This window comes from Corallococcus sp. CA047B (assembly GCF_003612065.1).
GTDB lineage: Bacteria > Myxococcota > Myxococcia > Myxococcales > Myxococcaceae > Corallococcus > Corallococcus praedator.
In genome coordinates this window covers 1-9,143 of the sequence record NZ_RAWD01000358.1, presented here as the reverse complement: position 1 = coordinate 9,143, position 9,143 = coordinate 1, and the positions used below count along the sequence as shown (strand labels likewise).

The 9,143-nt window shown below is 74.6% G+C and carries 7 protein-coding genes; 1 reads left to right on the top strand and 6 read right to left on the bottom strand.

Going from position 1 to position 9,143, the window contains the following annotated elements; genetic code table 11:
• Window positions 1-1,483 (top strand): PAS domain-containing sensor histidine kinase (locus tag D7X74_RS35485; protein ID WP_120537426.1); only part of this gene is annotated, 1,483 nt, incomplete at its 5' end.
• A gap of 28 nt (window positions 1,484-1,511) precedes the next feature.
• Here the strand turns inward: D7X74_RS35485 and cheB are convergent.
• From cheB to D7X74_RS35455, 6 genes are all read right to left on the bottom strand, one after another.
• Entirely contained in the window at window positions 1,512-2,558 is a 1,047-nt protein-coding gene (cheB, locus tag D7X74_RS35480) for a chemotaxis-specific protein-glutamate methyltransferase CheB (protein WP_120537425.1), read from the bottom strand.
• Window positions 2,555-3,376, bottom strand: a complete 822-nt coding sequence (locus D7X74_RS35475; protein ID WP_120537424.1) for a protein-glutamate O-methyltransferase CheR — start codon at window positions 3,374-3,376, stop codon at window positions 2,555-2,557. The genes cheB and D7X74_RS35475 overlap by 4 nt, the downstream gene beginning before the upstream one ends.
• A gap of 13 nt (window positions 3,377-3,389) precedes the next feature.
• Window positions 3,390-5,756, bottom strand: a complete 2,367-nt coding sequence (locus D7X74_RS35470; RefSeq protein ID WP_120537423.1) for a HEAT repeat domain-containing protein — start codon at window positions 5,754-5,756, stop codon at window positions 3,390-3,392.
• A gap of 2 nt (window positions 5,757-5,758) precedes the next feature.
• Entirely contained in the window at window positions 5,759-8,305 is a 2,547-nt protein-coding gene (locus D7X74_RS35465) for a methyl-accepting chemotaxis protein (protein ID WP_120537422.1), read from the bottom strand.
• Window positions 8,286-8,732, bottom strand: a complete 447-nt coding sequence (locus D7X74_RS35460) for a chemotaxis protein CheW (protein ID WP_120537421.1) — start codon at window positions 8,730-8,732, stop codon at window positions 8,286-8,288. The genes D7X74_RS35465 and D7X74_RS35460 overlap by 20 nt, the downstream gene beginning before the upstream one ends.
• A partial coding sequence (locus D7X74_RS35455) for a chemotaxis protein CheW (RefSeq protein ID WP_199741974.1) occupies window positions 8,729-9,143 on the bottom strand: 415 nt, incomplete at its 5' end. The genes D7X74_RS35460 and D7X74_RS35455, both read right to left, overlap by 4 nt.

Sequence of the window (9,143 nt, the reverse complement as noted above, 5' to 3'; positions counted from 1 at the left end):
CCCTCCCGCCCCGTCCGCGCCGGGTGCGTCCGGCCTGGGCCTGCTCGCGCTGCTGGATGGACTGCCCGAGGCCTTCCTCGCCGTGGACGCCGACTGGCGCGTCACCTACCTGAGCTCCCGCATGCGCGAGCTGCTCGGGGACCGCGCCCAACCGGGCGATGACGTGCGCAAGAAGGTGGCGAAGCTGCTCGCCCTGGCGGAGCACCTGCGCCTGGACGCCCCGGCCACCGAGCAGTCCTGCGTGCGCTACGAGCACCGCTGGCCCGAAGGCGACCTCTGCTTCGACGTGAGCACCCGCCCCGTCGAAGGCGCCCTGCTGATCCACTGCCGCGACATCACCCGCGAGTACCGGGCCCGCAGTGAGCTGCAGCGCGCCGGGCAGCTCTTCCAGGCCGTGCTGGAGGGCACCACCGACGCCATCTACATCAAGGACCTGGAGGGCCGTTACCAGGTCATCAACTCCGCGGGCGCGCGCGCCCTGGGCCGCACCGTGGACCAGGTGCGCGACCACTCCGACGCGGAGCTGTTCCCCGCGGGCGAGGCCGCCGTCAACCGCAGGCACGACCAGGACGTGCTGGAGGCGGGCCACCCCCTCACCTACGAGGACGCCCAGCAGGGCCCCGACGGCGAGCGCGTGTGGCTGACCACCAAGGGCCCGCTGCACGACCCCGAAGGCCAGGTGTTCGGCTTCTTCGGCATCAGCCGCGACATCACCCAGCGCAAGTGGGCCGAGGAAGAGGTGCGCAGGCACTCCGAATTCCAGGAGCACCTGATGGGCATCATCAGCCACGACATCCGCAGCCCCCTGGGCGCCATCATGAACTGGTCGCGCGTGCTCGCGGCCGGCGGCCCGGCGGAGGAGACGGCGCGCACCAGCCAGCGCATCGCCACCGCCGCCGTGCGCATCGAGCGGCTGACGCGCCTGCTGCTGGACTTCACCCGCGCGCGGCTGGTGGGCGGCGTCGTCATCGAGCCGCGCGGCACCGACAGCCAGGAGCTGCTGGGCAAGGTGGCGCACGAGTTCCGCGTGGCCTTCCCCAAGCGCGACATCGTCCTGGAGCACAAGGGCAACACGCAGGGCCAGTGGGACCCGGACCGGCTGGCCCAGGTGGTGTCCAACCTGGTGGAGAACGCCCTCAAGTACGGCCCGCCCGAAGCGCCCGTGCGCCTCTGCACGCGCGGCCTGCGCCACAAGGTCGTCATCGAGGTCCACAACCAGGGCCGCCCCATCCCGGAGGCCCTGCTGCCCCACCTCTTCGAGCCCTTCCGCCAGGGCCCGCAGACGACGCGCACCCTGAAGATGAGCTACGGCCTGGGGCTCTACATCGTGCGCGAAATCGTCCACGCGCACGGAGGCACCATCGAAGTGGCCTCCACGGAGAAGGACGGCACCACCTTCACCGTCACGCTGCCGCGCCGCGCGCCCCCCAAGAAGGGCCCGCCGCCCGAACCGCCACCGCCGCCGCCCGCGCACCAGTCCTGAGGCGGCCCGGCCGTCCCCGGGGCCGCGCTCAAGGGATGAAGCGCTCCAGCAGCGGCACCAGGGACTGCAGCGGCGCGCTGCCCTGGGACAGGCCCGCTTCGTCCACCACGCGCGGCATGCCGTACACCACGCAGGACGACTCCGACTCCGTGAGCACCACGCCGCCCGCGGCCCGCACCGCCCGGGCCCCCACGAGCCCGTCCTCGCCCATGCCGGTGAGCACCAGCGCCACGGCGTGCTCGCCCCACCCCGCCGCCACGCTCTGGAAGAGCACGTCCACGGAAGGGTGATGCGGGGTGCCCAGCGGATGGCGGTCCAGGCGCACCAGGTCCAGCGCCCCCCGCCGCTCCAGCTTCAGGTGCATCCCCGCCTTCGCCAGCACCGCGCGCCCCGGCACCAGCTCCAGGCCGTCGCGCGCCTCCACCACCTCCAGCGCGCTCTGCGAGTCCAGCCGCTTCGCCACCGCTTCCGTGTAGCCCGCGGGGATGTGCAGCGCGAGCACCACCGGCGCCGGGAAGTCCCGGGGCAGCGCCGACAGCAGCCGCGTCAGCGCCTGCGGCCCGCCCGTGGACGTGCCCACCGCGAGCAGCTTCGGGGACGCGCCGGTGCCCGAGCGCGCGGCGCGCACGGAGGCCTCGCGCTCCGCCGCCTCCAGGTAGCGCGGCATCGCCCGGCCCGCGACGCGCACCTTCTCCACCAGCTCCGCGCCCAGCTCGTAGAGCCGCTCGGTGGCGAGCGCCGTGGGCTTGTGCACCAGGTCCACCGCGCCCGCCTGGAGCGCGGCCACCGCCAGCTCGCTGTCCGTGTCCGCGCTGCTCACCACCACCACGCGCGGCGCGTCCGGCATGCCCGCCAGCGCCTTGAGCAGGCCCAGCCCGTCCAGCGCCGGCATCACCAGGTCCAGGGTGATGACGTCCGGCTTGAACTCCACCACCCGCTCCAGCGCGTCCAGCCCGTCGCGCGCGGTGCCCACCACCTCCAGGCCCTCCGCGTCCGACAGCACCTTGCGCAGCACCTTGCGCGCGAACGCCGAGTCGTCCACCACCAGCACGCGCAAGGGGGCCGGAGACGTCATGACTCCTCCTTGCGGTAGAAGAACGCGCCCCGCCGTTCCTCGCAGTGCAGCGCCGTGCCGAAACGCATCAGGGACTCCGACGTACCCACCACCAGTTGCCCTCCGGGCTTGAGCACCCGGGTGAGGCCTTCCACCACGCGGCGCGCGGTGTCGTCCTGGAAGTAGATGAGCACGTTTCGGCACAAGACGGCGTCAAAGCTTCCGGAGGGCGGGAAGTTCGCGGTGTCCAACAGGTTCAGCGGCTTCCACTCCACCTTCGCCACCAGCTCCGGGCGCACGCGCGGCCGGCCGTCCACCACGTCCAGCCAGCGGCCCTCCACCCCCTTGGGCAGCGCGCGCAGGCAGCGCAGGTTGTACTCGCCCGCACGCGCCCGCTCCAGGGCACGGGTGCTCAGGTCCGTGGCCAGGAGCGACACGTCCCCCAGCACCCCCTTCGCGTCCAGCATCATGGCCAGCGTGAGGGGCTCCTCGCCGGTGGCGCACGCGGCGCACCACACGCGCGGTTTCTGGCCGGCCTGGGCCGCGGGCACCAGCACCTCATCCACCAGCACCTGCAGCGCCTGGGGCTCGCGGAAGAAGTACGTCTCGTGGACGAGCAGCGAGTCCACCAGCGAGTCCAGCGCCGCGCCGCCCGCCGGGTCGTAGCGGAGGAAGTAGTAGTAGTCGAGCAGCGAGTCGAAGCCCGCGTCCAGCGCCCGCGACGACACCTTCTCCGACAGCAGGTCCCGGTCCTCCGGGCCGTAGTGCAGCCCCGCGCGCTGCTCGATGAGCATCGCGAGGATGGTGAAGACCTGCGGGGACAACGGCAGCGAGGTCATGGACAGGGGACTCTCAGCGCCCCAACGCCAGCAGGCAGGCCCGCCGCACGTCGGCGTCCTCGTCGCGGTGGGCCGCGCGGTCCAGCACCTCGCGCGCCTCCAGCGTCCCCAGCGCCGCCACCGCCGGCGCGGACGCGCGCCGTCCCGCGGGGCTGGCCCCGGCCAGCGCCTGCATCAGCGCCGCCCTCGCATCCGCCCGCCGCATCCGCGCGAGCGCCGCCACCAGGAGGGGCGCCGTCGTGTCGTCCGCCACCTCCAGCGCCGCCAGCAGGCCGGCGAGCCGCCCGTCCACCGGCAGCGCCAGCGCGCCCACCACCTGCTCGCGCAGCATCACGTCGCCCAGCAGCGACACCAGCGCCTGCGTGGCGTGCTGTCCGGTGCGCGTGGCCAGGAAGCCCACCGCCGCGCTGCGCACGCTGTCGTCCCGGTCCCCGGCGGCCCGCAGGAGCGCGGGCAGGGTCTCCGGCGCGTCGTACTCCGCCACCGCCGACAGGGCCACCAGCCGCGTGGCCGGGTCGTCCGAGTGCACCGCCTCCAGCAGCACCGGCAGCGCGTCCGGCCGCCGGGCCACGCCCAGGCCCAGCAGCGCCGCGCGGCGCACGTCCGCGTCCGTGGAGGACGCCGCCCGCCGCAGCGCCGCCATGGCGCTCTCCGTGTGCAGGTGCGCCAGCGCGTCCACCACCGCCACGCGCACCTGGCCCGCGTCGTCGTTGGCCAGCGCGACGATGGCGTCCGCGGCCGCTTCCTCGTTCAGCTTCCCCAGCGACTGGCAAGCGTAGTAGCGCACCCACGGGTCGCGGTCGTTCAACCCGCCCAGCAGCGTGGAGGTGATGCGGGCCTGCTTGTCCGTCTGGCCCAGCGCGCGCATCGCCGTGGCGCGCGTGCGCTCGGATTCGTGGCTGGCCGCGGCCAGCAGCGCGTCCACCGCCCGGGGGTCGTCGATGAAGGGCAGGCCGTAGATGGCCGCGTCGCGCAGCCGCTCATCCGGGTCCCGCATGGCCAGCAGCAGCGCGTCCAGGCCGCGCGGATAGCCGAAGTAGGCCACGATGCGCAGCGCCGCGCGGCGCTGGCGCGTGTCCGCCGAGCGCGCCGCCTCCAGCGCCAGCGCCTCCGTCGTCTCGCTGCCCAGCGACTGGATGGCGCCCACCACCGCCTGCACCACGCGCGGGTCCTCGTCCGACAACCGCGCGAAGAGGGCCGTCACCGCGGACGTGTCGCCGATGCGCGACAGCGTCTCCGCCGCCAGCGCGCGCACCATCGCATCCCGGTCCTCCAGGCACAGGAGCACGTCCGGCACCGCCGCGGACCGCTTGCCGACGAGCGGCAGCAGCACCCGGCGCCGGGAGCTGTCGCCCTCGCGCAGCGCCTGGAGGATTTGAGCGTCCGCCTCCGCGCCCAGCTCTCCCAGCGCCGCCGCGGCCGCGCGCGACACGCCCAGGTCCTGCGAGTCCAATAGCTTCAGCAGGCCCACCGCCGCGTCCGCGCCGCCCACCCACCCCAACAGCCGCGCCACCGCGGTCTTCTCCCCCGCGTCCGCGCCGGAGATGACCCCGGCGAGCCTGCGCCCGGTGGGGTGCGGCTCCGCCGAGCTGGTGCGCAGCACCGACGGCACCATGCGCGCGCCGCCGAAGCGCGCCACCTGCGCGTCGTGGATTTCGACCAGCGACACCGCCGCCACGCGCACCACCGCGTCGTTGCCCCGCTGCAGCAGGCCCACGAGCGCGGGCACGGCGGCCTCCTGGCCGGTGCGGCCCAGGGCCCGGCAGGCCTCCAGCGAGTAGAACGGATCCGCCAGCAGCGCCATCAGCGCCGGCACCACCGTGGGGTCGCCCGAGCGGCCCAGCACGTCGATGGCGGGGAAGATGCGGAAGAAGTTGCCGCTGCCCAGCGAGGCCAAGAGCGCGTCCACCGCCGCGCCGCCGCCAATGCGGCCCAGCGCCTCGATGGCGGCCACCGCCACGTTGTCGTCCGCGTGCACGGTGAGCCGCGCCAGCAGCGGCACCGACTGGCGGCTGCGGCGGCGGCCCAGCACCTGGGCGGCGTCACAGACGATGGCCGGGTTGAGGTCATCCCCCAGCGCCTCCACCGGCCCGTCCACCTCGCCGGTGGCGGCCACCAGCGCGTCCACCGCCGCGGCGATGCGCGCCTCGTTGTCCCGCTGGTGGACCAGCACGTCGCACAGGGGCTGCACCGCGGGGGTGCCCACGCGCGCGAGCGCGGACACCACGGCGCGGCGCACCGCCCAGGACGGCGCGTCCAGCCCGGCCAGCAGCTCCGGCAGGCTGGAGGCCCCCTTGCGGGCCAGTTGTTCCACTTCCTCCACCCGGGCCCGGTCGTCCGCGGACAGCGAGAGTGGGTGTTGCCGCACGGTCGAATTCATCGTCACGCCTTCTGCTCCCGGGAAGCCCGGGACACGGCCACGTCCTTGCCTCCCAACAATCCACTCAAGTGCGTCAGCCCCTCCACCTGCTCACCCTGGAGCTTCGCGAGCTGCCCCAGCCGGCCCGCCACCTCCTTCACCTCCTGGGCGGTGATGGCCGTGGTGCGCGCCTGCTGGGCCGTGGTGACGGCGATCTCCCGCGAGCGGCCCCGCATCTCCTCCACGGACTTGCCCAGCTGCTCGGTCACCGTGGCCTGCTCCTGCGCGGCCTTCGCCACGGCCGCCACGCCCGAGGCCTGCTTCGTGGCCGACGTGGTCAGCGCCGACAGCGCGTCCGTCTGTTCGTCCAGCGCCCGCGCCGTCGTCCTGGCCACCCGGCGCACCTCCTCCGCGCCGCGCACCAGCGTGGACAGCGCCTGGGCCTGCTCGTCCGTGGCGCGCGTCACCTCCTGCGCCAGCTTCGCCACCTGGCGGGTGGCCACCTCGCCCTGCTTGAGCGCGCGGCCCTGCTCCACCATCGCGCGCGTGGACTGGGCCACCTCCTTGCGCGTGGACTCCATGGCCCGGGCCACCTCCTGCGCGGCCTTGGCCTGTTCGGCGATGCCGGTGATGGCGCGCTGGGTGGCGGTCGCCACCTCCTGCGACACCGTGCCCAGGGCGGACACGTGCTGGCCCTGCGCCGCCACCGCGCCGCTCACGCCCTGCACCAGCTGGCGCATCTGCACCGCGCCCTTGGCCAGGTCCGTGGCCGCCAGGGCCTGCTCCTGCACCGCGCGCGACACCTTCTGCGCCACCTCCGACAGCTGGGTGTTGGAGCGCACCGCGTCGCGCAGCGCCTTGGCCTGGTCGGCGGTGGCCTGCGTGGTCTGCCGCGCCATGCGCCGCATCTCCGTGCCGCCCTGGGCCAGCGCCTGCGCCGCCTGCGCCTGCTCCGTCGCGGACGCCGCGATGACGCGGCCCTGCTCGCTCACCTTGGCCGTGGACTGGGCCAGCGCCTGCACCGCCTGCACCTGCTCCGCCGACGCGCGCGACGCCTCGCGCACGTTCTGGCCCAGGTCCTCCACGCCCTTGAGGATGGTGCCCAGCGCCTTCTCCGCGTCCCCCGCCAGCGCCGCGCCTTCATCCGCCGCGCGCACGCCCTCGCCGGTGGCCGTGGCCGCCTCGCGCGCCGTCGTCTGCAGGCCCCGGACAATCTTGGCCACGTCCGCGCTGGCCGCCGCCGCGCGGTCCGCCAGGGCGCGGATCTCCTCCGCCACCACCGCGAAGCCCCGGCCGTGCTCCCCCGCCCGCGCCGCCTCGATGCTGGCGTTGAGGGACAGGAGGTTCGTGCGGTCCGCGATGAGGTTGATGGTCTGCACGATGTCGCCAATCTCCTCGGCGCGCCGGCCCATCTCCTTCATCACCCCGGACGACTCCACGATGGACTGCCGGATGCGGCCGAAGCCGGCGATGGAGCGCGCCACCGTGACGCCGCCCTCGCGCGCGCTCACGCCCACGCGTTCGGCGGCCAGCCGCGCCTCCTCCGTCATCTGCGCCGCGCGGCGCGTGGACGACTCCAGCTGCGCGGACGCGGTGGCGCTGGTGGACGCCAGACCGTTGATGCTGTCCGCGGCGCGGGCCACCGCCTGGGCGGAGCGCGCCAGCTGTTCGATGGTGGCCGCGTTGGCGTCCACCACGGCCGCGTTCTTCTCCGAGGTGGCGGCCACCTCCTCCACGCTGGCGGCCACCTCCTCCACGGTGGACGCGGTGGCGGAGGCGTGCGCCTCCAGGGTGCGCGCGTGGTCGGCCACGCCGCGCACGCTGCGCGCCACCTGTTCGGTGGTGGAGGCCGTCTCCTCCACGCTGGAGGCCATGGCGGTCGCGTCGCGCGACACCTCGTGGAGCGTCCGGCCCAGCGCCACCACGGCGCCGGACACCTGCGCCATGCGCTCGCCCACGCCCTGCGTGTCCGCGGACAGCCGGGTGATGCCCTTGGACATCTCCTCGATGGTGGCGGCCACCTCCTCCGTGGTGGCGGCGCTCGTCTGGTTGCGCACCACCAGGTCCTCCACGGTGGCGTTCATCTCCTGCACGCTCGCGAGCAGCTCCTCGCTGGAGGCGGCCAGCTCCTCCGCGTTGGCGCTCACGCCCTTCACCGAGCGCGCCACCTCCTCCACGGTGGACGCCGTCGAATCCGACGACGCGGCGAGCAGCCCGGCGTCCTTGCGAACGCTGGCCACCGACGCCGTGACCTCCTGCATCGCGCCCGCGGTGGCCTCCGCCTCCTGCTGCACGCCCCGGGCGGACTCGCTCATCGCGCGCTGGCTGCGCACCAGCGACTGCACCGCGGCGCTCGTCTCTTCCACCTGGGCGGCCACGGATTCGATGGCCGTCCGCACCTGTTCGCCCGACGCCGCCTGTTCATTGCCCGCGGAGGCCAGCCGCGCGGCGAGCAGCTCCGTGGACTGCACCAGGCCCGCGCTCTCCTCCATCTTGAGCGCGGTGCGCTCGGCCAGGGCGCGCGCATCCTCCAGCCGGGGGGCGCTGCTGCTACCGTTGTCCGTCGACATCCGCGGTCTCCTCCCCCATCACCCGGGGAAAATCGATGAGCATCACCAGCCGCGGGCCCACTTGCGCCACGGCCTTCACGAACCCCTTCGCGCGCTCCACCACCATGGGCGGAGGCGGCTGGATGGCGCGCGGGTCCAACTTCAGGACCTCGCGCGCGCTGTCCACGAGCAACCCCACCGTGCGCTCGCCCAACTGTCCCACCACCACCCGTGAATCCAGCGTGGGCGTGCTCGGCGGCAGCCCGAAGCGGGCCCGCGCGTCCACCACCGGGATGACCCGGCCCCGCACCTGCACCAGCCCCGCGACGTGCGCGGGAGCCCCCGGCACCGGCGTGGCGCCCGCGAAGGACTCCATCTGCACCACTTCCGCCGCGGGCATCGCGTACTCCGTCCCGTCCACCTTGAACAACACGTGCAGCACGCTCATGACGCCCACCCTCCCGAGCGCGCGGCGCCCATCCGGCGGCCCGCGCGCGCGGCCCCGAGCGCGCCCAGGTCCAGCACCAGCGTCGGCTGGCCGTCTCCCAGGTCGGTGGCGCCCGCCACGCCCGGCACGCGCACCAACGGGTCTTCCAACGGACGCAGGACGATCTCCTGCTGCCCCAGCAGCCGGTCCACCGCGAAGGCCACCGGCTCCCCGCGCTGCCGCACGATGAGCGCCTTGGTGCCCCGCGCGCCGCCCGCGTCCTGGGGCGCCGTCCGCTCCAGCAGCCGCGCCAGCGACAGCAGGGGCACCGCCGCGCCCCGCCGCTCCACCAGCCCCATGCCGTCCGCGCCCGCCGGGCGCACCACCTTCAGCGCGTCCACGTCGATGAGCTCCTCCACCGTCCCCACCACC